At 69.7% G+C, this 22,773-nt stretch carries 24 protein-coding genes; 12 read left to right on the top strand and 12 right to left on the bottom strand.

Annotation, left to right across the window (positions count from 1 at the left end; genetic code table 11):
- Positions 1 to 35: 35 nt before the first annotated feature.
- Both ACFW16_RS20535 and ACFW16_RS20530 read left to right on the top strand, forming a co-directional pair.
- Positions 36 to 692, top strand: coding sequence for a DsbA family oxidoreductase (locus tag ACFW16_RS20535; protein ID WP_380308397.1), 657 nt, complete (start codon positions 36 to 38; stop codon positions 690 to 692).
- Positions 682 to 1,545: an SDR family NAD(P)-dependent oxidoreductase gene (locus ACFW16_RS20530; RefSeq protein WP_380308395.1), complete on the top strand. Its 864-nt coding sequence runs from the start codon at positions 682 to 684 to the stop codon at positions 1,543 to 1,545. The genes ACFW16_RS20535 and ACFW16_RS20530 overlap by 11 nt, the downstream gene beginning before the upstream one ends.
- 7 nt (positions 1,546 to 1,552) lie before the next feature.
- Here ACFW16_RS20530 and ACFW16_RS20525 read toward each other — a convergent pair whose 3' ends face one another.
- Positions 1,553 to 2,017 carry a cupin domain-containing protein gene (locus ACFW16_RS20525; RefSeq protein WP_380308393.1) on the bottom strand — a complete coding sequence of 155 codons (465 nt, stop codon included), beginning with the start codon at positions 2,015 to 2,017 and terminating at the stop codon, positions 1,553 to 1,555.
- Between the two features lie 90 nt (positions 2,018 to 2,107).
- Here ACFW16_RS20525 and ACFW16_RS20520 point away from each other — a divergent pair, with 90 nt between their 5' ends.
- From ACFW16_RS20520 to ACFW16_RS20510, 3 genes are all read left to right on the top strand, one after another.
- A complete protein-coding gene (locus tag ACFW16_RS20520; protein ID WP_380308391.1) occupies positions 2,108 to 3,103 on the top strand; it encodes an arginase family protein in 996 nt (331 codons plus the stop codon).
- 170 nt (positions 3,104 to 3,273) lie between these two features.
- Positions 3,274 to 4,200 carry a LysR substrate-binding domain-containing protein gene (locus ACFW16_RS20515; RefSeq protein WP_380308389.1) on the top strand — a complete coding sequence of 309 codons (927 nt, stop codon included), beginning with the start codon at positions 3,274 to 3,276 and terminating at the stop codon, positions 4,198 to 4,200.
- A 107-nt stretch (positions 4,201 to 4,307) separates the two neighbouring features.
- Positions 4,308 to 5,552, top strand: coding sequence for an MFS transporter (locus ACFW16_RS20510; protein ID WP_380308387.1), 1,245 nt, complete (start codon positions 4,308 to 4,310; stop codon positions 5,550 to 5,552).
- On the opposite strand, the gene ACFW16_RS20505 is transcribed toward ACFW16_RS20510, so the two are convergent.
- The gene (locus ACFW16_RS20505) at positions 5,549 to 6,049 is read right to left on the bottom strand and encodes a GFA family protein (RefSeq protein ID WP_380308385.1); all 501 of its coding nucleotides are present in this window, start codon (positions 6,047 to 6,049) and stop codon (positions 5,549 to 5,551) included. The two genes, ACFW16_RS20510 and ACFW16_RS20505, sit on opposite strands and share 4 nt — an antisense overlap.
- Positions 6,050 to 6,274: 225 nt before the next feature.
- On the opposite strand from ACFW16_RS20505, the gene ACFW16_RS20500 reads away from it, so the two are divergent.
- Both ACFW16_RS20500 and ACFW16_RS20495 read left to right on the top strand, forming a co-directional pair.
- Positions 6,275 to 6,835 (top strand): 2'-5' RNA ligase family protein, encoded by a 561-nt coding sequence (locus tag ACFW16_RS20500; protein WP_380308383.1) that lies wholly within the window; start codon positions 6,275 to 6,277, stop codon positions 6,833 to 6,835.
- A 62-nt stretch (positions 6,836 to 6,897) separates the two neighbouring features.
- Entirely contained in the window at positions 6,898 to 7,257 is a 360-nt protein-coding gene (locus ACFW16_RS20495; protein ID WP_380308381.1) for an ArsC family reductase, read from the top strand.
- Between the two features lie 13 nt (positions 7,258 to 7,270).
- On the opposite strand, the gene ACFW16_RS20490 is transcribed toward ACFW16_RS20495, so the two are convergent.
- The 5 genes from ACFW16_RS20490 to meaB all read right to left on the bottom strand — a co-directional run bounded on the left by ACFW16_RS20490 (position 7,271) and on the right by meaB (position 11,957).
- Positions 7,271 to 7,825 (bottom strand): thioredoxin family protein, encoded by a 555-nt coding sequence (locus tag ACFW16_RS20490; RefSeq protein ID WP_380308379.1) that lies wholly within the window; start codon positions 7,823 to 7,825, stop codon positions 7,271 to 7,273.
- Positions 7,826 to 7,880: 55 nt separating this feature from the next.
- The gene (locus tag ACFW16_RS20485) at positions 7,881 to 8,939 is read right to left on the bottom strand and encodes an alpha/beta fold hydrolase (RefSeq protein WP_380308377.1); all 1,059 of its coding nucleotides are present in this window, start codon (positions 8,937 to 8,939) and stop codon (positions 7,881 to 7,883) included.
- An 89-nt stretch (positions 8,940 to 9,028) separates the two neighbouring features.
- Positions 9,029 to 9,301, bottom strand: a complete 273-nt coding sequence (locus tag ACFW16_RS20480; RefSeq protein ID WP_380308375.1) for an acyl carrier protein — start codon at positions 9,299 to 9,301, stop codon at positions 9,029 to 9,031.
- Entirely contained in the window at positions 9,298 to 10,674 is a 1,377-nt protein-coding gene (locus tag ACFW16_RS20475) for an FAD-containing oxidoreductase (protein WP_380308373.1), read from the bottom strand. Before ACFW16_RS20475 ends, ACFW16_RS20480 begins: the two co-directional genes overlap by 4 nt.
- 308 nt (positions 10,675 to 10,982) lie before the next feature.
- A complete protein-coding gene (meaB, locus tag ACFW16_RS20470; protein WP_380308371.1) occupies positions 10,983 to 11,957 on the bottom strand; it encodes a methylmalonyl Co-A mutase-associated GTPase MeaB in 975 nt (324 codons plus the stop codon).
- 130 nt (positions 11,958 to 12,087) lie between these two features.
- Between meaB and ACFW16_RS20465 the strand changes: the two genes are divergently transcribed.
- Positions 12,088 to 12,810 carry a 3-keto-5-aminohexanoate cleavage protein gene (locus tag ACFW16_RS20465; protein WP_380308369.1) on the top strand — a complete coding sequence of 241 codons (723 nt, stop codon included), beginning with the start codon at positions 12,088 to 12,090 and terminating at the stop codon, positions 12,808 to 12,810.
- A 3-nt stretch (positions 12,811 to 12,813) separates the two neighbouring features.
- Here the strand turns inward: ACFW16_RS20465 and ACFW16_RS20460 are convergent, their stop codons facing one another.
- Positions 12,814 to 13,602, bottom strand: coding sequence for an IclR family transcriptional regulator (locus ACFW16_RS20460; protein WP_380308367.1), 789 nt, complete (start codon positions 13,600 to 13,602; stop codon positions 12,814 to 12,816).
- A gap of 80 nt (positions 13,603 to 13,682) precedes the next feature.
- On the opposite strand from ACFW16_RS20460, the gene ACFW16_RS20455 reads away from it, so the two are divergent.
- Positions 13,683 to 14,510 (top strand): phytanoyl-CoA dioxygenase family protein, encoded by an 828-nt coding sequence (locus tag ACFW16_RS20455; RefSeq protein ID WP_380308365.1) that lies wholly within the window; start codon positions 13,683 to 13,685, stop codon positions 14,508 to 14,510.
- A 57-nt stretch (positions 14,511 to 14,567) separates the two neighbouring features.
- The gene (locus ACFW16_RS20450; protein WP_380308363.1) at positions 14,568 to 15,875 is read left to right on the top strand and encodes an MFS transporter; all 1,308 of its coding nucleotides are present in this window, start codon (positions 14,568 to 14,570) and stop codon (positions 15,873 to 15,875) included.
- Positions 15,876 to 15,878: 3 nt separating this feature from the next.
- Here the strand turns inward: ACFW16_RS20450 and ACFW16_RS20445 are convergent, their stop codons facing one another.
- Complete coding sequence (locus ACFW16_RS20445) at positions 15,879 to 17,735, bottom strand: ABCB family ABC transporter ATP-binding protein/permease (RefSeq protein ID WP_380308362.1); 1,857 nt, start codon at positions 17,733 to 17,735, stop codon at positions 15,879 to 15,881.
- 198 nt (positions 17,736 to 17,933) lie between these two features.
- Here ACFW16_RS20445 and ACFW16_RS20440 point away from each other — a divergent pair, with 198 nt between their 5' ends.
- Entirely contained in the window at positions 17,934 to 19,622 is a 1,689-nt protein-coding gene (locus ACFW16_RS20440) for a murein L,D-transpeptidase (protein ID WP_380308360.1), read from the top strand.
- Positions 19,623 to 19,950: 328 nt separating this feature from the next.
- Complete coding sequence (locus tag ACFW16_RS20435; protein ID WP_380308358.1) at positions 19,951 to 20,487, top strand: DUF882 domain-containing protein; 537 nt, start codon at positions 19,951 to 19,953, stop codon at positions 20,485 to 20,487.
- Between the two features lie 58 nt (positions 20,488 to 20,545).
- Here the strand turns inward: ACFW16_RS20435 and ACFW16_RS20430 are convergent, their stop codons facing one another.
- From ACFW16_RS20430 to ACFW16_RS20420, 3 genes are read right to left on the bottom strand one after another with little or no spacing between them, the layout of a single operon-like run.
- Complete coding sequence (locus tag ACFW16_RS20430) at positions 20,546 to 21,262, bottom strand: metallophosphoesterase (protein WP_380308356.1); 717 nt, start codon at positions 21,260 to 21,262, stop codon at positions 20,546 to 20,548.
- 27 nt (positions 21,263 to 21,289) lie between these two features.
- Complete coding sequence (locus ACFW16_RS20425; protein WP_380308354.1) at positions 21,290 to 22,108, bottom strand: nucleotidyltransferase; 819 nt, start codon at positions 22,106 to 22,108, stop codon at positions 21,290 to 21,292.
- 27 nt (positions 22,109 to 22,135) lie between these two features.
- Positions 22,136 to 22,762, bottom strand: a complete 627-nt coding sequence (locus ACFW16_RS20420) for a DapH/DapD/GlmU-related protein (protein WP_380308352.1) — start codon at positions 22,760 to 22,762, stop codon at positions 22,136 to 22,138.
- Positions 22,763 to 22,773: the final 11 nt, after the last annotated feature.

The raw sequence follows: 22,773 nt of genomic DNA, 5'->3' as shown, positions 1-22,773 counted from the left end.
GTAACGAACAAAATGTATCCACCCTGCGAGGCATCATGACATTGGCCATCGATCTCTATACCGAGATCACCTGTCCCTGGTGCATCATCGGAATGCACCGGCTCGACAAGGTGCTGGCGGAGCGCTTCCCTGCACTGGCTGTCGATATTCGGCACCATCCGGTCATGCTGATGCCCGATTGCCCGCCCGAGGGGCTGAGGATCGCGGACCTGTTGAGATCACGCTACGGCGTTGCCGATCCCACACAGGTGTGGGAGCGTCCTCATTCGGAGGCGCGTGCCTCGGGTCTCGACCTCGACCTGCGACGTCAGCCTTTCGCCTATCCGACCCTCGGCGCACACACCTTGATCCGGTTGGCAGCCCCGCGCGGGACGCAGCATGCGCTCGCGGTGGCGATCACCTCCGCCTATTTTCAGGATGGCCGGAACATCGCCGATCCCGATGGTCTTGCCGATATTGCCTCGAAGCATGGCTTCGAGCGCAAGGAGGCACATCGGCTTGCGCTGGACTCCTCCGAACACGCTCGAACGTTTGAAGAGACAGCGGCCTCTGCGGCACGCGGCGTGAAATCGGTGCCTCGTTTCGTTTTCGGCGAGCGCCTGATCCTCAACGGCTGCCGCAGTGAGGACGAGATCGCCGAATCCATTCGGCAGGCTGCATCCTCCGGCAAGGACCGCCACGATGCAGCATGAGCGCGATTTGCAGGACGCCAATGTCGTGTTCTTCGGGGGCACGGCCGGGATCGGCCAAGCCGCCGCGGTCGAGATCGCCCGCCGGCATGCAAACATACGTGTCGTCGGGCGTGATCCCGCCGCGGGCGCTGCGACGGTGTCCGCCCTCAAACAGGCCGGCGCGGCGTCCGCTGTGTTTGCCCGCGGTGACCTCTCGACCGTCGCAGGGGTGAAGGAAGCAGCGGATGCGGTGCTGGCATGGAAGCCGACGCTGCATGGTGTCGTTCATAGTGCGATGTCAGCGCAACGCGGCAAGCACATCACTGCCGACGGCCTCGAATTTGCCTTCGCCCTGCAGTATCTCGCGCGGGCCATGCTCAACCGGTTGCTGGTCGATGCGCTCTCGGCATCCGGTGATGGACGGATCATCCACATCTCGGGCGCGGTCGGCGAAAGGCAGGTGCCTGACCTCGGCGACCTGCAGTACGAACGCACCAGATGGACCTTCTTCAAGTCGGCGCTCGGCAGCCATGCCCTGAGCTTCCTGCATATACAGGAAGCATCGCGTCGCTGGTCGGACCGTCCGGTCACGCTGACGGCAGCATGCGTCGGACCGACGAAGACCAAGGTCATGCTGGATCCCAGGATGCCGCCGATCATGCGGCTGCTCGGCATGATCGGCACAAGACCCGAGGTCTCGGCGCGCAATGCCGTCACCGCGCTGGTGAAAGCCTCTGCTGCAGATGCCAACGGCGCGATCCTGCGCAAACCGAAGTCGTGGACGCCGGAGCCGCTCGCCTTCGATGCGGGCAAGGCAACGAAGCTATGGGACATCACCAGCGTGCTCACGGCCCAGCATGGCGTGACGCTATAGGAGTGCGTCACCTGGGCGAGGGCCAATCCGGGAGCAAGGTGATGCCGAATTTCGGCGCAGCCTGGCGGAGACGCTCGATCTCCTCGGGCGTCGGCGGTCCAACGGCTTCGCCCGGCTGAACCTCGTGACCGGCTTCCTCGAGGAACCGGTCGAACAGGGCGGGGGTCCCGATCAGGATGTATCGGCCGGGATTGCCGCTCAGGTTCACCAGCTGGTGCGGAACGCCGCGCGGCAGGAACACGGACTCGCCTGTCGTCAGGCGTCGAGGCCGGCCGTCGATCACCGCGGTCAGCTCGCCTTCGATGACATAGACCGTCTCGTCGTCCCGGGCGTGGACATGGATCGGCGTCCTCGTGTGTCCGTCGCTCCTGTTCTCGAACAGGCAGAACTGCCCCGCGGTCTGGTCTCCGGACAGCAGGCGTTTCATGACGATGCCTGCGAGAACGAACTCCTTGCCGTCGACATCGCTCATCGTCGTTTCCTTTCCACGGATCGCGCGGGTGAAGGGCGGCGGGATCTCCGTTCGGCGGGTTCGGGATTCCCAAAGACGACAGGCGCCGTGATGTGGAAGTTCCCGGATCCGGTGTCCCGAGGCCTGCCGGGCGGATCGTGCCCGGGAACCCGGGGCGCTGCGAAGCGGTTGGATTCGCGACCGGACAGGAGGCGTCGCCATGAGCCGTCCTCGCTACGCCATCGTCGAGGCCCCCTCGGTGCTGGGGCTGTTCCCGAAAGGGGTCGAGCGGCTGCCCGAAGCCCTGCTCGGGGCGGGGCTCGCGGACCGGCTGGACGCACGGCGGGCCGGCCGGGTCGAGCCGCCGCCTTACGACCCGCTGCGCGATCCCGAAACGCTGCTGCTCAACCCCTCCGGCATCGCCGCCTATTCGGCCGCGCTCGCCGACGCCGTCGGCCTCGTCCTCGGGGCCGGCGAGGTGCCGGTGGTGCTGGGCGGCGACTGCTCGATCCTGCTCGGCTGCCTGCTGCCGCTGCGCCGCCGCGGGCGCTTCGGCTGCTGTTCCTTGACGGCCACGCCGATTTCTACCAGCCGGAGGCCGAGCCCAACGGCGAGGCGGCGTCGATGGACCTGGCGCTCGCCACCGGCCGCGGCCCCGCCGTGGTCACCGATCCCGAGGGGCTGCGGCCGCTGGTCCGCGACGAGGACGTGGTGGCGTTCGGGATCCGCGATGCCGAGGACGCCGCACGGGTCGGCAGCCAGAGGATCGAGGACAGCGGCATCGAGCTGCTCGACCTCGCCGCGGTCCGGCAGGCCGGCTTCGGGGCCGCGCTGGAGCGCGCGCTGGACTGGCTGACCCGGCCTGAGCTGCTCGGCTTCTGGGTCCATCTCGACGCCGACGTGCTCGACGACGCGGTGATGCCGGCGGTCGACTACCGCATGCCGGACGGGCTGTCCTTCGAGGAGCTGACAGCGGTGCTCGACGCCGCGGCGGCGAGCGGTCGGATGGCCGGCATCGACATCACCATCTTCAACCCGGCGCTGGATCCCGGCGGCATCATCGCGGCCGGCTTCGCCGGCGCCGTCGCCCGGGGGCTGCGCTCCTAGAGACCGTTTGGAAATGCGCTGGTGTGAGTCGGCTGGCGGTAGTTTCGAGAACCGGCGCGCAGCGGACGTTTGGGTCCGTGAGCACCGGAAGCGGAGAAACTGCCGTCAGACGGCCACGCCAGTAGCATTTCCAGACGGTCTCTTAGGCCCGGCCGGGATATGCTCTGCAGATGCCGCTCCGCCTGCCGCCGCTCGCCGCCCTCCGCTTCTTCGAGGCGGCGGGACGCCATCTCAGCTTCAAGCTCGCCGCCGCCGAGCTGAACGTGACGCCGAGCGCGGTCAGCCACGGCATCGTCGGGCTGGAGCGGGCGCTGGGGGTCGAGCTGTTCGTGCGCGAGCCGCGCAGGCTGTCCCTGACGCCCGAGGGGGCGGACTACCTGCCCTATGTCTCGGAGGCGCTGTCGCTGATCGCCATCGGCACCCAGCGCCTGCCGCACCACCGCGGGCGCCGGACCATCACCGTCAGCTGCGCCCCGACCTTCGCCGCTCGCTGGCTGCTGCCGCGGCTGCACCGCTTCGGCGAGCGCTGGCCGACCATCGGCGTCACCGTCGACACCTCGCGCCGGCAGGTCGGCTTCCCGGTCGACGGCTTCGACTTCGCCATCCGCATGAGCCGGACGACCGCCGCCGGCGCCGGCTGGACCCGGCTGTTCGGCGAGCGGCTGGTGCCGGTGTGCAGCCCCGCATATCGCGACCGCCTGGCCGGCGGCGGCGGGGCGGTCGATCTGCGCCGGGCCGCGCTGATCCACGTCACCCCGGCCAGCGAGGACTGGCAGGCCTGGGCGGAACGGACGGGCGCCGAAGGCGTCGACCTCGCCGCCGGCCTGCGTGTCGACACCATCCAGATGGCGTTCGAGGCCGCGGCCATGGGGCTCGGCGTCGCCCTGGGCCGTCGGCCTCTGGTCGACCGGGACCTCGCCTCCGGCGCCGTGGTCGAGGCGGGCCTGCCCGAGATCGAGGCCGAGACCGCCTATTGGCTGGTCGGCTCCGAGGGCGCGGAGCGCCGCCCGGACCTGCTGGGCTTCCAGCGCTGGCTGCTGCGCGAGGTCGAGGCGGCCGGGCCGGGCGCGGCCGGAACCGGGCGCCGGATCGCCTGAGGCGCGCCGTGAACGGGTGAGGATCCTTCACCCATCCGCGAAACCTTCTCTTTTGCCGCGCCCTCCGCCGGTCGCCATTGTGGAGCCGGGCGAGGAGGGCCCGGACGATGGCGGTGACGGACAGCAGGCAGCTCGCATCCCCCGGGCTTCAGGCCGGGCTGGTGATCCTGGCCGGGGCGCTGGTCATGAGCGCCGCCATGGGCTCGCGGCAGACCTTCGGCCTGTTCATCGGACCGTTCTCCTTCGATCGCGGCGTGCCGGTGACGCTGACCGCCTTCGCCATCGCCCTGCACAACCTGGTCTGGGGCCTCGCCCAGCCCTTCGCCGGCGCCGCCGCCGATCGTTGGGGCTCGGCGCCGGTGGTCGCCTTCGGGGCGGTCGCCTTCGCCGCCGGCCTGGTCCTCACCGCCCTGGCTTCGTCGGGCGCGATGCTGGTGCTCGGCCTCGGCCTCCTGGTCGGCATCGGCATCAGCTGCACCACCTTCGGCGTGGTGCTGACCGCGCTCGGCCGGGCGGCGCCGCCGGAGAAGCGCAGCATGGCGATGGGCCTGGCCAGCGCCGGCGGGTCGCTCGGCCAGGTGCTGCTGGTGCCGCTGGCACAATGGGTCACCGATCTCTCCGGTACCGCGGCGTCGCTGCTGGTGCTTGCCGCCTGCCTGCTGGCGGTGGCGCCGCTCGGGCTGGTCCTGGACCGGCAGGGCCGGGGCGGCGGGCCGGCGCAGGACGGGCCGGCGATGCCGCTGCGGGCGGCGGTGGCGCAGGCGCTCGGCCATCGTGGCTATCGCCTGCTGACCCTCGGTTTCTTCACCTGCGGCTTCCAGCTCGCCTTCATCGGCACGCATCTGCCGAACTACCTGCTGCTGTGCCACATGCCGGCAGGGCTCGGCGCCACGGCGCTGGCGCTGGTCGGGCTGTTCAACATGATCGGCAGCTGGGGCTGCGGCTGGCTCGGCGGGCGGTTCCGCCAGCAGCACGTGCTCGCCTGGCTGTACCTGATCCGCGGCGCCGCCATCGCCTGCTTCTTCCTGGCGCCGAAGAGCGAGGCGTCGGTCGTGCTCTTCGCCGCGGTGATGGGCCTGACCTGGCTGGGCACCGTGCCGCTGACCAGCGGCCTGGTGGCCAAGGTGTTCGGCACGCGCCATCTCGGCACGCTGTTCGGCGTCTGCTTCCTCAGCCACCAGATCGGCTCGTTCCTGGGCGCCTGGGCCGGCGGCTTCGTCTTCGACGTCACCGGTTCCTACTCTCTGGTCTGGATCGCCACCGCGGTCGCCGGGCTGGTGGCGGCGCTGCTGCATGTCCCGATCGACGACAGGCCGGCCGTCGTCGCGGTGCCGGCGCGCTCGGCTGCCTAGAACTCCTCGTCCATCAGCGGCCGCTTCTTCCGCTTCGGCCCGGTCCAGACCACGCCGGGAAAGCCCTTCAGCGGGCGCAGCTTCTCGCCGCGATACGCCCATTCCGGCGCCTGCTCGATGGCGATGTGGTACAGCGGCTCGCGGCCGGTGCGGGTCTCGAACAGCGCGCGCGGGATGTTCACCATCTGCGGCGCGTGCGGCCGCTCGTACAGCACCGGCGTGCCGCAATGGCGGCAGAAGCTGCGCAATCGTCCGGTCTCCTCCTCGACGAAGCGGGCGAGGGCGGCCTCGCCTTTGACGATGCGCACCCGGCTGCGCCAGCACCCGACATAGGTGGCGTAGGCGGCGCCATGGGCCAGCCGGCTGTCCCGGGAATGGTCGTGCCAGGCCCAGCGCGCCGGCACGCCGATCTCGATCCGCACCCGGCCGCACAGGCACCGGCCCTCCGCCACCCCCGCCGGCGCCTTCGGGACCTTCCCCATTGCCGTCCTGCTCATCCTCGGCCTCGTCTGCTGTGCCCACAGAGAATACAGGACGGCACCTGCCAGGGAGTGTCAGCTATTCCGGCCCGGGAAGCGGATGAAACCGGGCCGGGTCCCCGGCGTGCCCGGCAAGGTGTAGGCTCGATGCACGTGTCGCGGAGCGGACCATCCCGAGTGGCATCGAAAGGCAGTTCCAAGGCGTCGCGCCGCGATCCAAGGCAGCTCTCGCTGGATTTGGGGTTGCCGCAGACGCCCTCGATATCGCCGGACCGGATCTTCTTCGCGATCCTCCCGTCGCCGGCCGATGCCGCCATGATCCGGGCGCGTGCGGAGGCCCTGCGGCTCGGCCTCGGCCTGCGGGGGCGGCCGCGGCCGCCGGAGATCCTGCACATCTCGCTGCAGCTCGTGGGCCGGTACCAGTCTCTGCCCTTCGCGCTGGTCGACCGGGCGATGCGCGCCGCCTGGACGATCGAGCTGCCGCGGTTCGAGGTGACCTTCGACCGGGTGACGAGCTTCGGGGCGGGCAGCGGCACCCGTCCCGTCGTGCTCCGTTGCGCCGAGGGCAACGCGGCGCTTGTCGATCTGCACGAGGCCTTCGATCCGGTGATGGAGGTGGTCGGCCTGCCCGGATCCCGCCCGCCTCTCAGGCCGCACATGACGATCCTGTACGACCGGAAGGTCGTTCCCGAGGCGGTCCTCGACGCGTCGATCACCATCCCGGTGCGCGACTTCGCGCTCGTCCACAGCCTCTATGGCGAGAGCCGCTACCTGATCCTCGGCCGCTGGCCGCTGCGCGGGTGACGGCCGTGTCCGCAGCCCCTATGGTCGGCTCGGTCCGGCAGACTCAGCGCGAGAGCGGAAGCATGGCGAAGGCGGTCACGATCCACGGCATCAAGAACTGCGACACGATGAAGAAGGCGCGGGCCTGGCTCGACCAGCGCGGCGTCGCCTATGCCTTCCACGACTACAAGGCGGCGGGGGTCGACCGCGCCACGCTCGAGGGATGGGCGCGCAAGGTCGGCTGGGAGGTGCTGCTGAACCGCGCCGGCACCACCTTCCGCAAGCTGCCGGACGCCGCCCGCGAGGATCTGACCGAGGCGAAGGCGATCGGGCTGATGCTCGACCAGCCCTCGATGATCAAGCGGCCGGTGCTCGACATCGGCGGCACGCTGCTGGTCGGCTTCAAGCCGGAGCAGTACGAGGCCGCGTTCCCGGGGCGCTGATCTTCGCCGCGGCTCAGGCGGCCTTCCACTTGATCGAGCAGCCCATCGACGGCACCTGGTCGGCGGGCGCCTGGCCGGTCTCGGCGATCCGCAGCATCGCCTCGACCAGCTCGCGCCGCGCATGCGGCGGGGGCGGGCCGGTGCGGCCTTCGTCCAGCCGGCCGCGATATTTCAGCCGGCGGTGCGCATCGTAGCCGAAGAAGTCCGGGGTGCAGACGGCGCCATAGGCCCGCGCCACCGACTGGTCCTCGTCGTGCAGATAGGGGAAGGGCAGGTCGTGCGCCTCGTCGAACGCCTTCATCTTCTCGAAGCCGTCCTCCGGATAGGCGGCGGCGTCGTTCGAGCAGATCGCGGCGAAGCCGATGCCCTCGGACAGCAGCGTCATGGCGTCGTCCACCAGCCGGTCGATCACCGCCTTCACATAGGGGCAGTGGTTGCAGATGAAGACGATCACCGTGCCGCGCGGCCCGGCGATGTCGTCCAGCGAATAGGTCCGGCCATCGGTGGCGGGCAGGCGGAAATCGGGGGCCGGCAGGTCAAGTTCGAGGGGCGGGGGCGTGGCGGCCATGGCGCGCATCCTTCGCTGCGGGATCCGATCTCCCAGTCTACCCGCAAGCAGGCACTCAGTTCCAAGCGCAGATGCCCAGCGTTGCGCCCTTGGCCAGCAGCGCCTGGGCGTCCGCCTCCGGCACCGCCTGCGATTTTCCGTCGGCGCACAGCATGGTCAGTTCGGCATGGCCGGCAACGTCCAGCAGCAGCTGGTCCCAGTGCCGGTACTGCACGTCATGACCTTCGGCCTCGTAGATCCGGGCCTTGCGCACATTCGGAAACCGCGACTGCCAGTATTGCGCCTGGTCGAGCGGGACCGATGCGTCGGCGGTGCCGTGATAGACATAGGCCGGCACCTGGACCTTCGAGACGTCGGCCTTCGGCCCGGTGCAGTAGCGGCGGTATTCGGCGACCTGGCCGCGCAGGTCGCCCATCTGGCCGCGGATGAAATAGGTGCGCGCGCCCTCCTCGAAGGCGCGGTCGGCGAAGCCGGGAATCCTGCGGGTCGGGCTGGTCTCCGGATAGGCCCACCAGGCTTCCGGGTTCTGCGCCACCTTCATCATCTCGGTCAGCTCGGCGTCGGACATCTTGCAGGGCTTGCGCTCCGGCCCGAAGCCGGAGGTCGCGGCCAGGAAGTGCAGCGAGATCAGCCGGTCCGGCATCTCCGCCGCGATCTCGGCGAGGTAGGGCCCGCCGCCGGAGATCGCCAGGGCGGCGGCCTGCCGGATGCCGAGATGGTCCAGCACCGCGCGGACCTCGGCGGCATAGTCCTTGTACGTCCAGCCCGGGCGGAACTCGGTGTCGCCGAAGCCGTTGCGCTCGACGCTGATGAAGCGGAGCTGCAGCCTGGTGCGCAGGCTGCGCAGGTACTCGGTCATGCCGAAGGCCCGGGCGCTGGTGCCGGTGCCGCTGACATACAGCACCGGCCGCCAGCCGGGCTCGCCCTCGTCGATGTAATGCACCGCCCGGCCGTCGGGCAGCGTCAAGGCCCGCACCGCCGGTCCCATCGGATCGAAGGCGGTCTGGAGATCGGCGAGGTCCGAAGCCGGCACCGTCGGCGCCGGGTCGGCGGCGAAGACGGGAGGGCCGGAGAGCGCCAGGACGGCAGTGGCGGCCAGCATCGTCGATCGCATCGCGCTCCCCCTGTGGTTTGTCCCACTCTAGGATCGGAGAGCCCGCGGATTTGATCGCATCCGCCATCGGCCTGACGGAAGCCGGCCGGTCACATGTGCCAGCCGTGCTTCGGATCGGCCGTCGCCGGGTCGTAGTGCTGGTCGACCAGGTCGATCAGCGAGCGGACGGTGAACACCGAGGCCAGGTCGTCGCGCGGGATCTCCGCGCCCAGCCCCCGCTCGATGTCCCAGGCCAGCCGCGTGACGTCCGCGGGGCCGAGCCCGAGATCCTCCAGCAGCCGGTCGTCCGGGGTGACGGCGCGGCCCGCCGCCATGCCCAGCACCCGCAGCACCTCGGCCTCGGCCCGGTCGCGCCCGCTCACGACGCCGGCTCCAGCGACCCCAGCAGGGTCGGCAGCAGCTCGGACACCGTCGGGTGGATCGGCATCGACCGCTGCAGCACGTCGTACGGCGCCTTGGCGGTCATCAGGTCCAGCAGCCCGTGCACCACCTCGTCGCCGCCGGTGCCGAGGATGGCGGCGCCCAGGATCTGCCGCGTGCCGGCGTCGACCACCACCTTCATGAAGCCCTCGGTCTCGCCCTTCTCGACGGCGCGGCCGACCCGGGTCATCGGCCGCTTGGCGACCAGGATGCGACGGCCGGAGCGGCGCGCCTCCGCCTCGGTCATGCCGGCGCGGCCCAGCGGCGGGTCGGTGTAGAGGGCATAGGCCGGGATCCGGTCGCTGACGCGACGGTTGTCGCCGTCCAGCAGGTTGGCGGCGACGATCTCGAAGTCGTTGTAGGCGGTGTGGGTGAAGGCGCCGCGGCCGTTGCAGTCGCCCAGCGCCCAGATGCCGGGGACGCTGGTCTGCAGCGTGTCGTCGACGGTGATGTAGCCCTTCCCATCCATAGCCACGCCCGCGGCCTCCAGCCCCAGGTCTTGGGTGTTCGGCCGGCGCCCGACCGCCAGCAGCAGGTGGGATCCCGTCACGACCGGCGCGCCGGCGGTGCAGTCGACCGTCACGGCCACGCCGTCGCCCTGCCGCGCCACGCTCATGCATGTGGCGTTGGTTCGGATCGTGATGCCTTCCTTCTCCAGGAAGCCGGCGATGGTGGCGGAGACGTCCTCGTCCTCGCGGCCGATCAGCCGCGGCCCCTGTTCGATGATCGTCACGTCGGACCCGAAGCGGCGGAACATCTGGCCGAACTCCAGCCCGATATAGGACCCGCCGACGATCACCAGATGCTCCGGCAGCGTGTCCAGGTCCATCATCGTGCTGTTGGTCAGGAACGGCACGTCCCCGATCCCCGGCATCGGCGGCACCGCGGCCCGGCCGCCGACATTCAGGAAGATCCGTTCGGCGGTCAGGGTCTCGTCGCCGACCTGCACGGTACGAGGCCCGGTCAGCCGGGCGTGGCCCTGGATCACGGTGCTGTTCTCCAGCCCGCGCACCCAGCTCTCGACTCCGACGCGGGACTTGCCGGAGACGGCGTCCTTGCGCGCCTTGACCTGCTTCATGTCGACCCGCGGCGGGCCGGGCAGGATTACCCCGTAATCGGCAGCGCGCCGCGCCATCCGGGCGGCATAGGCGCTGGCGACCATGGTCTTGGTCGGGATGCAGCCGGTGTTGACGCAGGTGCCGCCGAAGCGCGCGCGCTCGATCACCGCGACGCGCTGCCCGGCCCGGCTCAGCCGGTCCGCCAGCGCCGGTCCGGCCTGGCCCGTGCCGATGATGATGGCGTCATGGCTGGTCATCGCCGCCTCCCTGTTGCCGCGGGAAGGATAGCGCATCCGGCCGCCGGGGACGGGATCTCTCGCTCCGCCGGCCCGGATTGAATTTTTATGACGTTCCGCGGCGTTTCGCTATGATGTGCGAGTCCACAAACGAAGGAGGCATTGCCATGGCCAAGGGTCAAGTGCGCAAGCCCAAGGAAGCCAAGAAGCCGAAGAAGGACGCCGCGCTGAAAAAGGGCGCTGCGACCGCGCCTTCGGTGCTGAAGAAGGCTTGATACCCGATGCCGGCCGGGTCGCCTTCGGGGGACCCGGCCGGCACGGGGCTTCGCTCATCCTCCCAGGAACCTCTCCAGCAGCCGCCGTGCCGCCGCCGTCGGCAGCAGGCGGCCGGCGGCGACCTCGGCCTCCAGCCTCGGCAGGGCCTTGGCCACCGCAGGATGGCCGCGCAGCGCGTCCAGCAGGCCGTCGCCCAGCTCGCGCCACAGCCAGGACCGGGCCTGCTCGGCGCGTCGCCCGGCCAGGGCCTCGCCCATCTGCGTGCGGAATTTCCCAATGGTCTCCCACACCGCATCGATGCCGCGGTTCTCCAGCGCCGAGCATTGCAGCACCGGCGGGGTCCAGCCGCTGCTGCCGCGCAGCAGCGCCAGGGCGTGGCGGTATTCGGCGGCGGCGTGGTTGGCGGCGCCCTTCTGGTCGCCATCGGCCTTGTTCACCACCAGGATGTCGGCGACCTCGACGATGCCGCGCTTGATGCCCTGCAGCTCGTCGCCGGCACCGGGCAGCAGCAGCAGCACGAAGACATCGACCATCTGCGCCACCGCGGTCTCGGACTGGCCGACGCCGACGGTCTCGACGATCGCCACGTCGTAGCCCGCGGCCTCGCACAGCAGCAGGGTCTCGCGCGTCCGCCGCGCCACCCCGCCCAGCGTGGCGCCGGCCGGGGAGGGGCGGATGAAGGCGGCGGGGTCGCGGGTTAAGAGTTCCATCCGCGTCTTGTCGCCCAGGATCGAGCCGCCGGAGCGCTGCGAGGACGGGTCGACCGCCAGCACCGCGACGCGATGGCCCTGGCCGGTCAGGTGCAGGCCGAAGGCCTCGATGAAGGTCGACTTGCCGACGCCGGGCGGGCCGGAGATGCCGATCCGCACCGCGCCGCCGGCGGCGGGCGCCAGCGTCTCCAGCAGCGCCTCGGCCCGCTCGCGGTGGTCGGCGCGGCGGGACTCGACCAGGGTGATGGCGCGGGCCAGGGCCCGGCGATCGCCGCCCCGGATCTGCGCCGCCATGCCCTCGATCGTCTCCGCCGTCACCACCCGAATCCCTGCAGTGTCCCATCGGCAGGCTAGGCGATTTGGTTCATTCCGGAAACCTGCGGCCAACCTCGTATTGATCGCCGTCGGCAACGCCGGCAGGATCGCGCAGCCAGAGCGAGAGGGGCCGATGCTGCAGGGCTGTCTGAACGGAAGCCGCACCAAGTCGTTTCATCCGGCGACGCCGTGCACGCCGGAGGAGCTGGCGCGCGACGCCGAGGCCTCGGTGCGGGCCGGGGCGGAGGAGCTGCACATCCATCCGCGCGGCGCCGACGGGGCGGAGAGCCTGACGCCGGACGATATCGGCCGGGCGCTGCTGGCCGTGCGCGGCCGGGTGCCCGGCATCCCGATCGGCGTCTCGACCCGATGGCCGATCCGCCCGGGCGGCAGGGCTCGGCAGGCGGACATCCGCGGCTGGGAGATCCTGCCCGACTACGTCTCCGTCAACCTGGTCGAGGAGGACGCATCCGAGGTGATCGGCCTCGCCCTGTCCAAGGGCGTCGGCATCGAGGCCGGGGTCTGGTCGGTCGCCGATGCCGACCGCCTCGTCCGCCTGCCGGAGGCGGAGCGCTGCCTGCGGGTGCTGATCGAGATCAACGAGCAGGACGAGGCCGAGGCAAGGGCCGTCGCCGAAGGCATCCTGGCGGTCCTGGACCGGGCCGGCATCGCGCTGCCGCGCCTGCTGCACGGCTACGAGGCCACCAAATGGCCGATCTGCCGCATGGCCCTGGCCCGCGGCCTCGACAGCCGCATCGGGCTGGAGGACGGCGCCCATCTGCCGTCCGGCGAGCGGGCGGCGGACAATGCCGGCCTGCTGCGGGCCGCGCGGCAGCTGGCCTCCGCGGCCGGATAGGGCTCAGCCGGCCAGGCCGCCGATCTGCTCCGTGATCCGGGCGGCGGCGTCCCGGAGCGCGGCCAGCGCCGCCTCGGGCGAGATCGTGTTCCCGCGCTGCGGCAGGAAGGGCAGGGTCAGCGCGGCGACCGCCAGCCCCGAAGGGTCGAGGACCGGTGCGCTCATGTCGGTCAGGCCGGGCGCCGTCTCGCTCGGCGCCAGGTCGTGCCCCGCCGCGGCGATGCCCTCCAGCCGCGCCAGGATGTCATCGGCCGGCAGCTCGTCGCGTTGCGCCATGATCCGCACCATCTCGCCGCGCCGCGGCTCGCGCTGGAAGGCGGCCAGGATGCGGGCGGAGACGAGGTGCATCGACAGCGGGAAGACGGCGCCGAGCTTCACCGTCCAGCCCATCGGCCGGTCCGGCTCGGCCTGAGCCAGGATCAGGAAATGCTCGCCGCTGGCCATGCTGAGATGGCAGGCCAGCCCGACCTGGGCGGCCAGGCCCTCCATGACCGGCAGCGCCGCCTGCTGCAGGCGCCGGGTCGGCGGATGCTGGGTGCCGAGCTGGAACAGCCGCAGCGTCAGCCGGTACTCGCCGGTCTTCGGGTCGCGGGCGACATAGCCGCGCCGCTCCAGCACGCCGAGCATGCGGAAGATCTCGCCGACCGACCGGCCGACCCGCGCCGCCAGCGACTTCTGGTTGATGCCGTCCGGCTGGGCTGCCAGCGCCTCCAGCAGGTCCAGCCCCTTCTCCAGCGCCGGGGCGCCGGGCTTGGCCGCGTCCCTGTCATCGGCGTTGACATCCTGGTTCATATGGTCTTCCATATTTGAAATCATAAAGACACCAATGAAATTAGTGCATCGCAAAGATGCCCGACATCGGAGGAGCCGCCATGAAGATGCTGTCCCCGGCCGCGGTGGAGCACTACCGGACTCACGGCTATCACGCCCCGATCCGGGTGCTCTCGACCGACGAGGCGGCGCAGGTCCGCCGCCATCTCGAAGCGCATGAGAGCGCGCACGGGACGCTGAAGGGGCCGATGCGCCACAAGAGCCATCTCCTGTTCACCTGGCTGGACGGGCTGATCCGCCATCCCGCCATCCTCGACGCGGTCGAGGATATCATCGGCCCGAACATCCTGGTCTGGGGTTCCAGCTTCTTCATCAAGGAGCCGCACGACCCGGGTTTCGTCTCCTGGCACCAGGATTCGACCTATTGGGGCCTCGACCCCGCCGATATCGTCACCGCCTGGGTGGCGCTGTCCGAGAGCACGGCCGAGAACGGCGCGATGCGGGTGATCCCGGACAGCCATATGATGGACCAGGTGCCGCATCGCGACACCTTCGCCGCCAACAACCTGCTGTCGCGCGGTCAGGAGATCGCGGTCGAGGTCGACGAGGCGAAGGCCCGGATGCTCGAGCTGCAGCCCGGCGAGATGTCGCTGCACCATGTCCGGCTGATCCACGGCTCCGATCCCAACCCGTCCGACCGGCGCCGCATCGGCTTCGCGATCCGCTATCTGCCCACCTATGTCCGCCAGGTCGTCGGCACCCATGACGCCGCGACCCTGGTCCGCGGCGTCGACGAATTCCGCAACTTCGAGCCGGAGCAGCGGCCGGATTCCGACCTGTCCGAGGCCGCGCTGGCCTTCCACGCCCAGGTCACCGGTGACCATCAGCAGATCCTGATGCGCGGCACCGGCCGCCCGCCCGCCGCCTAGCGGCACGGGCAAGCCGCCGGCCGGCGCGGCCGGACATATGAAAAGGGGAGGGACGCCATGGGAGCGCGGCTGCGCTGGTTCATCGTCTTCCTGCTGTTCCTGGGCGGCGGCATCAGCTACCTCGACCGGGCGGCGCTGTCGATCGCGGCGCCGCTGATCGCCGACGACCTCGATCTCGATCCCGCCCGGCTCGGCATCGTCTTCAGCAGCTTCTTCTTCGGCTATGCCCTGTTCTGCTTCGTCGGCGGCTGGGCCTCCGACAAGATCGGGCCGAAGAACGTCTTCACCCTGGCGATGACGGTCTGGTCGGTGTTCTGCGGCCTGACCGCCGCCGCCACCAGCCTCGCCTTCCTGCTGGTGGTGCGGGTGGTCTTCGGCATGGGCGAGGGGCCGTTCAGCGCCACCGCCAACAAGGTGGTCAGCAACTGGTTCCCACGGCGCGAGCAGGCGACCGCCGTCGGCATCGCCAATGCCGGCCAGCCGATCGGCGCCGCCTTGGCCGGGCCAGTGGTCGGGTCGATCGCCGTGCTGGCGGGCTGGCGCATCTCCTTCATCGTCATCGCCGTTGTCGGCTTGGCATGGGTCGTGGCCTGGATGCTGCTCGCCACCGATCGGCCGGAGCAGCACCGCTGGCTCGGTTCGGTCGAGCGCGACGAGATGGAGCAGGAGCGGGCCCAGCCCCCGGCCGTGGCTGGCGGCCTGCCGCTGTCCGCCTATCTGCGCCGCCCGGCGATTCTGGCCACCGCCTTCGCCTTCTTCGGCTACGCCTATATCCTCTACTTCTTCCTCTCCTGGTTCCCGACCTATCTGGTCAAGGCGCAGGGCCTCAGCATCGGCACGATGGGCGTGGTCAACGCCATCCCCTGGCTGGTCGGCTGCATCGGCATGGTGCTGGGCGGCTTCGTCTGCGACCATATCTACCGGCGCACCGGCAACGCCGTGTTCGCGCGCAAGCTGATCCTGGTCGGCAGCCTGGCCATCGCCGCAATCTGCGTGGCACTGGCCGGCATCGTCACCGGGGTCGCCGGCGTGGTGGCGCTGATGGCGGTCTCGGTCTTCTTCATGTACCTGACCGCCAACACCTATTGGGCGATCATCCTCGACACGGTGGAGGAGGGGCGGGTCGGCAGCGTCGGCGGCTTCGTCCACCTGATCGCCAACCTCGCCGGTATTGTGGCGCCCTCCGTCACCGGCTTCATGGTCGAATGGTCGGGCAGCTTCGCCGGCGCCTTCGTGCTGACCGGCGCCATCGCGATCCTCGGCGCGCTGGCGGTCGCGGTGTTCGTGCGCAATCCAGGCCGGGCGTCCGATACGCCGGTGCTGCCTCGCGATGCGATGGCGGGCGCGGCCTGGCCGCGCCGCTGACGGTCACGACGCCTGGACCATCTCCGGGTCGCGGTTCGGCCGTTCCGGCGCCACCAGCTCGCCGCGCTCCGCCGCCTCCTGCTGCCGGCGCCACATCTCGGCGTAGCGGCCGTCCTCGGCCAGCAGCTGGGCGTGGCTGCCGCGCTCGGCGATGCGGCCGTCGGCCAGCACGATGATCTCGTCGGCGTCGATCACGGTCGACAGGCGATGCGCGATCACCAGCGTGGTCTTGCCGCGGCTGACCTCGCGCAGATTGGCCTGGATCTCGCGCTCGGTGTTGGTGTCGAGCGCCGAGGTCGCCTCGTCGAACAGCAGGATCGCCGGGTCCTTCAGGATGGTGCGGGCGATCGCCACGCGCTGCTTCTCGCCGCCCGACAGCTTCAGCCCGCGCTCGCCGACCTTGGTGTCGTAGCCGTCGGGCAGGCGCAGCACGAAATCGTGGATCCGCGCCATCTGCGCCGCGGCCACCACCTCCTCGTCGCTCGCGCCCGGCCGGCCATAGGCGATGTTGTAGCGGATGGTGTCGTTGAACAGCACCGTGTCCTGCGGGACGATGCCGATGGCGGCGCGCAGGCTGGCCTGGGTGACGTCGCGGATGTCCTGCCCGTCGATCCGCACCGACCCGGCGGTGACGTCGTAGAAGCGGAACAGCAGGCGGCTGACGGTCGATTTGCCGGCCCCGGTCGGCCCGACGATGGCGACGGTGTGCCCGGCCGGCACGGCGAAGGTCACGCCCTTCAGGATCGCGCGGCGCGGGTCGTAGCCGAACTCGACATCGGTGAAGCCGACCGTGCCGCCCTGCACCATCAGCGGCTGCGCTCCCGGCGCGTCCGTCACCTCGGGCGGCACGCCGAGCAGCGAGAACATCTTCTCGATGTCGACCAGCGCCTGCTTCACCTCGCGGTAGACGAAGCCGAAGAAGTTCAGCGGCAGGTACAGCTGGATCAGATAGGTGTTGGCCAGCACGAAGTCGCCGACCGTCAGGCGGCCGTCGACGATCCCCTGGGCCGCCATCCACATCACCGCGGTCAGCCCGGCGGCGATGATCGCGGCCTGGCCGATGTTCAGCAGCGACAGCGACACCCGGTTCTGCACCGCCGCCGCCTCGAAGCGGATCAGCGAGGATTCGTAGCGCCGCGACTCATGCGCCTCGTTGCCGAAATACTTGACCGTCTCGAAGTTCAGCAGGCTGTCGATCGCCTTGGTGTTGGCCTCCTGGTCGGTCTCGTTCATCTGGCGGCGGAACTTGATCCGCCATTCCGTCACCCACAGGGTGAAGGCGATGTAGAGGACGACCGTGACCAGCGTCACCAGCGCGAACCACAGGTCGAGCACCCACCACAGCACCGCGACCACGAACAGGATCTCGACCAGGGTCGGCAGGATGTTGAACAGCATGAAGCTGAGCAGCGTCTCGATCGCCGCGTTGCCGCGCTCGATCACCCGCGACAGGCCGCCGGTCTGCCGGTCGAGATGGAAGCGCAGCGACAGGCCGTGCAGGTGCTGGAACACGGCGAGCCCGACCCGGCGGATGGCGCGCTGCGCCACCTTGGCGAAGATGGCGTCGCGCAGCTCGCCGAAGGCCAGGCTCAGGACCCGGGCGGCGCCATAGGCCAGGATCGCGCCGACCGGCAGCAGCAGCGGCAGCGCGCCCTTCACGGAAAGCGCGTCGATCGCGTCCTTGTAGAAGATCGGGGTGTAGACGCTGGCGATCTTGGCCGCGACCAGCAGCAGCACCGCCAGCACCACCCGGGCCCGCATCTCCAGCTGGCCGGCCGGCCAGAGATAGGGGGCGAGCGAGTGCAGCGGATGACGGCCCTTGGCGGCGTCGATGACGGAAGGGGGCGTGTCGGCGTTCATGGTGCGTACCCTAGGCGGGCGCCTCGCGGGCTGGAAGGGGCAAAGCCGCGTCGCCTGTCACGAAGCGATATTGATAAAATTGCATGCTTATGTTGCGATGAGGCAACGCTGTGTGACTTTCACGCTCTGATCACGGCAAAAGGACTCCTCTGGCCCCGGCGCCGCGCTACGTATCTGAAGATTGCTGGAGATCACCCGATGCGACGCCTCGTTGTCCCGCTTCTGTCCCTGCTGCTCGGCGCGGCCGTCCTGCCGGCCGTGGCCCGGGCCGGACTGACGCCGGTGGCCGCGTCGCTGGAGACGAGCTCCCTGTCCGACCCGCGCGCCGCGATCGAGGCGGCGATCGGCGATGCGGACACGGTCACCGTCGGCGGCGTGGTGCTGAAGGCGCGGGAGGTGCGCGATCTCTATGCCGGTCGCGGCTGGTTCCCGCTGTGGATCGACATGGGCGGGCGGCTCGATCCGCGCGTCGAGCCGATCGTGGCACGCCTGGCCGAGGCGCGCGAAGAGGGGCTGGTCCCGTCCGACTACTATGTCGAGGCGCTGAAGGAGCTGATCCGCTCCCCCGACACCGATGACGTCGTCGCCGCCGAGATCCTGCTCAGCGCCGCGGTGATGCGCTACGGCGTCGACGTGCATGCCGGAAGGCTGGTGCCGCGTGAGATCGACGAGACCTTCGACATCACCCCGAAGCCGGTCGACCGGGCGGCGCTGGCCACCGCGGTGTCGATGCTGCCCGATCCGGACAGGTTCCTGGCCGACCTGGCGCCGAAGCATGCGCTGTACCAGCAGCTGAAGGGCGCGCTCGGCGGCTACGAGACGCTGGCCGAGGCCGGCTGGCCGACCATCCCGCCGGGCGAGAGCCTGCGGCCGGGGCAGGAGAGCGACCGCGTGCCGGTGCTGCGCGCCCGCCTGGCCGCGACCGGCGAGCTCGTCGGCGACCCGGCCGACCCGAGCCGGCTCTACGACCCGCAGCTGGTGACGGCGGTCGAGCAGTTCCAGGCCAAGCACGGGCTGAAGCCGGACGGCATCCTGGGCCGCGGCACCCTGGCCATGCTGAACCGGCAGGGGCCGGAACGGATGAACCAGATCGTCGCCAGCATGGAGCGGCTGCGCTGGCTGCCGGACGATCTCGGCCCCGACTACCTGATGGTCAACATTGCCGCCTTCACCATGGACGTCGTCGCCGACGGCCAGCTGGTGCGCACCATGGACGTCGTGGTCGGCCAGTCCAAGAACCAGACGCCGCTGTTCAACAGCGCCCTGACCTATCTCGAGTTCAACCCGACCTGGACGATACCGCCTTCGATCGCCGCCAAGGAGTACCTGCCGAGGCTGCGCAACAATCCGGGCTATCTCGCCAGCCGCAACTACCGGCTGTTCTCCGGCTGGGGCAGCGGCTCGCGCGAGATGAGCGCCGACTACGTCGACTGGTACGGCATCGGTGCCGGCACCATGCGGTCGCTGCGCATCCGGCAGGAGCCGGGGCCGGGCAACGCCCTCGGCAAGGTCAAGTTCATGATGGCGAACAACTGGAGCGTCTATCTCCACGACACGCCGTCGAAGAACTACTTCCAGCGCACCAACCGAGCCCTGTCGCATGGCTGCGTGCGGCTGCAGGATCCGATCTGGCTGGCGGATTATCTGCTCGAGGGATCGCCCGACTGGTCGCCGGCCCGGCGGGAACGGGTGATGGGCAGCTGGACCCCGACGACTCGAATCAATCTGCCGACTCCGATGCCGCTCTACATCGTCTACCAGACCGCGTGGATCGATCGGACCGGCGAGGTGGCGTTCCGCAACGATATCTACGGCATCGACGCCAAGGTCATCGCAGCGCTCCAGGCCCGTGAAACCCGGCGCGAACAACTCGCATCTTCCCGCTGAAATCCTCCTACGATTCCGACGTTGCTCCAAAGGGCGTCCGAATTTCGGTCGCCCTTTTTTACTTTGCCTTGATGATTTCGATCAGTCGTAAAGTCTATATTATGATTTTTGGCATTTTTACTTTTCACTTCACTAAAACTGCGACAGATCTACCACAATGTTGCCATTATGTCACAGAGTTTCTTTGTAAAGCTGAGAAGAAACTGTTGATTCCCGCTTCGCCCTGCTTCACAAAGGACGCCATCGAACGCCCGGCGCCGAGTATAGGCGTGTAAAGCGTCAGAAATGCCGGATGCGCGGTTAGTGAAGGTTAGGAGCAGCGGGAACGATGCAGAGACGGCAATTCCTGAGGATGTCGGCCGGGGCTGTTGCAGCCGCCGCCGTCGCGCCCATCGCACCACTCTCAGCCCTTGCCGCCACCAATCGAAGAACGCTCCATCTCTACGACGCCCACAATCTGGTCGAAATCAAGGAAGAGTACTGGGCCGACGGCTGGTACAACCCGGACGTTCTGGCCAAGTTCAATTACTTCCTGCGCGACTGGCGGTCGGACGAGGTCCGGGTCATGGATCCGAAGCTGCTCGACATCCTGTATACGCTGCAGCGCAAGGGCGGATCGGACGAGCCGATCCATGTCGTCTGCGGCTATCGCTCCCGCGCCACCAACGCCATGCTGGCCCGCCGCAGCCGCGGCGTTGCCCGCAACTCCCTGCATATCCAGGGCCAGGCGGCGGACATCTTCATGCCGAATATGAGCCTGGCCAGCCTGCGCCGCAACGCGGTCGGGCTCGAGGCCGGCGGCGTCGGCTACTATCCGCGGTCGAACTTCGTCCACGTCGACACCGGCGACATCCGCACCTGGTGACGCGACCGCATCGACGGGCAGGGGCCGCCGCAGGGCGGCCCTTTCCGTTCGGGCGCACTCACAATTCGATCAGCGCATAGGGCCGGCCGCTCGGCTTCTCGATCGCCCAGGCGACGTTGTAGACCGGTGCCCCGGCGGGGGTGTGGCCCTGATACACGCCGCGATGGGCGTGGCCGTGCACCACCGCGCTGACGGTGAAGCGGTCGATCGTCTCCGCCAGGCGCGAGGAGCCGAGGAAGGGGTAGATCTCCAGCGGCTCCCCTTCGATCGTCTCGGAGATCGGGGCGTAGTGCAGCACCACCATCGCGCGCTGCGTCTTCACCGTCCGCATCGCGTTCTCCAGCCGCATCGCTTCGGACACGGCCACCGAGACGAACTCCTTGGTCTCAGGCTCGCCGAAGGAGCCCAGCATCCGCCGGCCGAATCCGCCGGCGAACCCCTTGACCCCGACGAAGCCGACGCCGTCGATCTCGACCGCGCTGCCGTCGAGCAGCCGCAGCCCGGCCTGGGTCAGGATCGACCGCACGGTCTCGACCTCGCCGCATTCATAGTCGTGGTTGCCCAGCACGCCGACCACCGGGATCGGGCAGGCGTGCAGGTCCTCCGCCAGCCGCTCCGCCTGCCGGACCGTGCCGGTGTCGGTCAGGTCGCCGCACAGCACCAGGGAGTCGGCGGCCCGGGCGATCTCGCCGAACATCTCGCGCAGCGGGTCGGACTGGTCCTTGACATGGATGTCGCCGATCGCGGCGACGGTGAATTTCCCGTTCTCCGCCATGGGTCGGTCCCGTTCTCCTGTCTCGTCTCACGCGTCGCGCCAGTCGCCCTCGCCGCCGACATCGGCGAAGCCCCATTCTTCGACGGCGGCGGCGTAGTCGGCCCGCGACAGCATGCGGCCGCGGCAGACCTTCATCTGCGGCGGCGGCAGGTCGAGCTGGTGGCGCAGCCGGTCCATCAGCTCGTCCATCAGCCAGCGCGGCACCCGGTCGCGCTCGGTCGGGTAGGCCCAGCGGAAGTTCAGCAGATGGACCAGCAGCATCTCCCAATGCAGCTCCATGTAGCCGAGCAGCCGCTGCCAATCGATCTGGTCGTGCTGCTTCAGGATGACATGGACCACATCGGCGCCGTCGTAGCGGTGGCGCATCTGGATGAAGGCCTTGGACCAGATCAGCTCGGTCGGGGCGACGATCCGGACGGTGGTGCCGTAGACCTCGATCTCGCGGGCGTGCTCGAACCACTGGTCGTTCACCGGCATGGTGCCGTTCGCCGAGGCGTGGATCACGTCGAAGAAGTGCCGGCCCTTGTGCACCTTGCCGAGCCAGCGCTCGTCCTCGATCTCGATGGCATGGCCGATATCGCGGAAATGACCGAGGACTCGCGCGCTGTCGCCGGCCTTGCAGAAGATGTCCAGGTCCTTGGTCGGCCGCGAGATCCCGGTATAGGCGCTGACGGCATAGGTCCCGGCCAGCAGGAAGGGCAGGCCGGTCGTGGCCAGCTCGCGCAGCGCTTCGGCATAGAACGCCTCGGCCTGCGGGTCGTGCAGCGTCGGCGCGGCGGCGGCGATGATCGACGGAATCGGCCGGTCCTCCCGGTTGCGACAGCGGGCGTTGCAACAACCGGTCATCGAAGCGGTCAGTTCCGTCGCCGGCCGTCAGCCCCGGCTTCCGTGCCGGGCGCAGAATTCCTCGGCGTCGAGCGTCCGGAAGTCCTGCAGCGCCGCGCGCAGCCGCTCATGCGGCCAGTCCCACCAGGCCAGTGCCATGAGGCGCGTCTCCACCGCCTCGGTCACCCGGCGGCGGATCGGCCGCGCCGGGCTGCCGGCGACGATGGTGTAGGGGGCCACGTCGCGGGTGACGACGGCGCCGGCGCCGATCGCCGCCCCGGTGCCGACGGTAACCCCGGGCAGCACGATGGCGCCATGGCCGATCCAGACGTCATGGCCGATCGTCACCCGGTTATTCCGGCGCCAGGCGAAGAAGTCGTCGTCGTCGATGTCCGCCAGGCCATAGGCGGCGGACCGGTAGGTGAAATGATGCTGCGTCGCCCGCCAGGTCGGGTGGTTCGGGGCGTTCAGCCGGGTGTAGGCGGCGATCGAGCAGAACCTGCCGATCTCGACGCACCAGGCCATCGACCCGTCCATCAGATAGCTGTAGTCGCCGAGCGTCACCTCGTTCAGCACGGCGTTGGCGCCGATCTCGGTGTAGAGGCCGAGGCGGCAGGACGAGACTTGGGCAGTCGGGGCGATCAGGGGCTCGGGCCCCAGGGTCTTGGCGCTCATCGGACTCTCTC

This window comes from Inquilinus sp. NPDC058860, assembly GCF_042743185.1.
In the GTDB taxonomy this organism is placed as follows: Bacteria; Pseudomonadota; Alphaproteobacteria; order DSM-16000; family Inquilinaceae; genus Inquilinus.
This window is presented reverse-complemented; position numbering and strand designations above follow the sequence as displayed.

What these genes read in the sequence shown, in the direction of transcription:
- ACFW16_RS20535 (WP_380308397.1), top strand. Translation starts at nt 36, where the DNA reads ATGACATTGGCCATCGATCTCTATACCGAGATCACCTGTCCCTGGTGC.
- ACFW16_RS20530 (WP_380308395.1), top strand. Translation starts at nt 682, where the DNA reads ATGCAGCATGAGCGCGATTTGCAGGACGCCAATGTCGTGTTCTTCGGG.
- ACFW16_RS20525 (WP_380308393.1), bottom strand. Translation starts at nt 2,017, where the DNA reads ATGAGCGATGTCGACGGCAAGGAGTTCGTTCTCGCAGGCATCGTCATG.
- ACFW16_RS20520 (WP_380308391.1), top strand. Translation starts at nt 2,108, where the DNA reads ATGTGGAAGTTCCCGGATCCGGTGTCCCGAGGCCTGCCGGGCGGATCG.
- ACFW16_RS20515 (WP_380308389.1), top strand. Translation starts at nt 3,274, where the DNA reads ATGCCGCTCCGCCTGCCGCCGCTCGCCGCCCTCCGCTTCTTCGAGGCG.
- ACFW16_RS20510 (WP_380308387.1), top strand. Translation starts at nt 4,308, where the DNA reads ATGGCGGTGACGGACAGCAGGCAGCTCGCATCCCCCGGGCTTCAGGCC.
- ACFW16_RS20505 (WP_380308385.1), bottom strand. Translation starts at nt 6,049, where the DNA reads ATGAGCAGGACGGCAATGGGGAAGGTCCCGAAGGCGCCGGCGGGGGTG.
- ACFW16_RS20495 (WP_380308381.1), top strand. Translation starts at nt 6,898, where the DNA reads ATGGCGAAGGCGGTCACGATCCACGGCATCAAGAACTGCGACACGATG.
- ACFW16_RS20490 (WP_380308379.1), bottom strand. Translation starts at nt 7,825, where the DNA reads ATGGCCGCCACGCCCCCGCCCCTCGAACTTGACCTGCCGGCCCCCGAT.
- ACFW16_RS20485 (WP_380308377.1), bottom strand. Translation starts at nt 8,939, where the DNA reads ATGCGATCGACGATGCTGGCCGCCACTGCCGTCCTGGCGCTCTCCGGC.
- ACFW16_RS20475 (WP_380308373.1), bottom strand. Translation starts at nt 10,674, where the DNA reads ATGACCAGCCATGACGCCATCATCATCGGCACGGGCCAGGCCGGACCG.
- ACFW16_RS20465 (WP_380308369.1), top strand. Translation starts at nt 12,088, where the DNA reads ATGCTGCAGGGCTGTCTGAACGGAAGCCGCACCAAGTCGTTTCATCCG.
- ACFW16_RS20460 (WP_380308367.1), bottom strand. Translation starts at nt 13,602, where the DNA reads ATGAACCAGGATGTCAACGCCGATGACAGGGACGCGGCCAAGCCCGGC.
- ACFW16_RS20455 (WP_380308365.1), top strand. Translation starts at nt 13,683, where the DNA reads ATGAAGATGCTGTCCCCGGCCGCGGTGGAGCACTACCGGACTCACGGC.
- ACFW16_RS20450 (WP_380308363.1), top strand. Translation starts at nt 14,568, where the DNA reads ATGGGAGCGCGGCTGCGCTGGTTCATCGTCTTCCTGCTGTTCCTGGGC.
- ACFW16_RS20445 (WP_380308362.1), bottom strand. Translation starts at nt 17,735, where the DNA reads ATGAACGCCGACACGCCCCCTTCCGTCATCGACGCCGCCAAGGGCCGT.
- ACFW16_RS20440 (WP_380308360.1), top strand. Translation starts at nt 17,934, where the DNA reads ATGCGACGCCTCGTTGTCCCGCTTCTGTCCCTGCTGCTCGGCGCGGCC.
- ACFW16_RS20435 (WP_380308358.1), top strand. Translation starts at nt 19,951, where the DNA reads ATGCAGAGACGGCAATTCCTGAGGATGTCGGCCGGGGCTGTTGCAGCC.
- ACFW16_RS20430 (WP_380308356.1), bottom strand. Translation starts at nt 21,262, where the DNA reads ATGGCGGAGAACGGGAAATTCACCGTCGCCGCGATCGGCGACATCCAT.
- ACFW16_RS20425 (WP_380308354.1), bottom strand. Translation starts at nt 22,108, where the DNA reads ATGACCGGTTGTTGCAACGCCCGCTGTCGCAACCGGGAGGACCGGCCG.
- ACFW16_RS20420 (WP_380308352.1), bottom strand. Translation starts at nt 22,762, where the DNA reads ATGAGCGCCAAGACCCTGGGGCCCGAGCCCCTGATCGCCCCGACTGCC.